This window comes from Citrobacter sp. TBCS-14, from assembly GCF_005280805.1.
GTDB classification, from domain to species: Bacteria; Pseudomonadota; Gammaproteobacteria; order Enterobacterales; family Enterobacteriaceae; genus Citrobacter; species Citrobacter gillenii.
The window spans coordinates 363-867 of sequence record NZ_SZWM01001075.1 but is presented as its reverse complement, the minus strand read 5'-3'; the positions used below and the strand labels follow the sequence as shown (position 1 = coordinate 867).

General features: G+C 46.3%; 1 protein-coding gene. It reads left to right on the top strand.

The window, feature by feature from the left end; genetic code table 11:
• Nucleotides 1-505: tRNA 2-thiocytidine(32) synthetase TtcA (gene ttcA, locus FDX22_RS31970; protein ID WP_255433054.1), on the top strand; the 505-nt coding region annotated here is incomplete at both ends.

Genomic DNA, 505 nt, shown 5'->3' with positions numbered 1-505 from the left:
ATAATCAACAAGTTACAAAGAAAGAACAATACAACCTAAACAAATTACAGAAACGCCTGCGTCGTAACGTAGGTGAAGCTATTGCCGATTTCAATATGATCGAAGACGGCGATCGCATTATGGTGTGTCTTTCCGGTGGGAAAGATAGCTACACCATGCTGGAAATCCTGCGGAATTTGCAGCAAAGCGCCCCAATCAGTTTCTCTTTGGTCGCCGTAAATTTGGATCAAAAACAACCGGGCTTCCCGGAGCACATCCTGCCGGAGTATCTGGAACAACTGGGTGTTGAGTATAAAATTGTCGAAGAAAATACCTACGGGATCGTCAAAGATAAAATTCCTGAAGGCAAAACGACCTGCTCTCTCTGTTCTCGTCTGCGCCGCGGCATTTTGTACCGCACGGCAACCGAATTAGGCGCCACCAAAATTGCGCTCGGACACCATCGCGACGACATCCTGCAAACACTGTTTTTAAATATGTTCTACGGCGGGAAAATGAAAGGCAT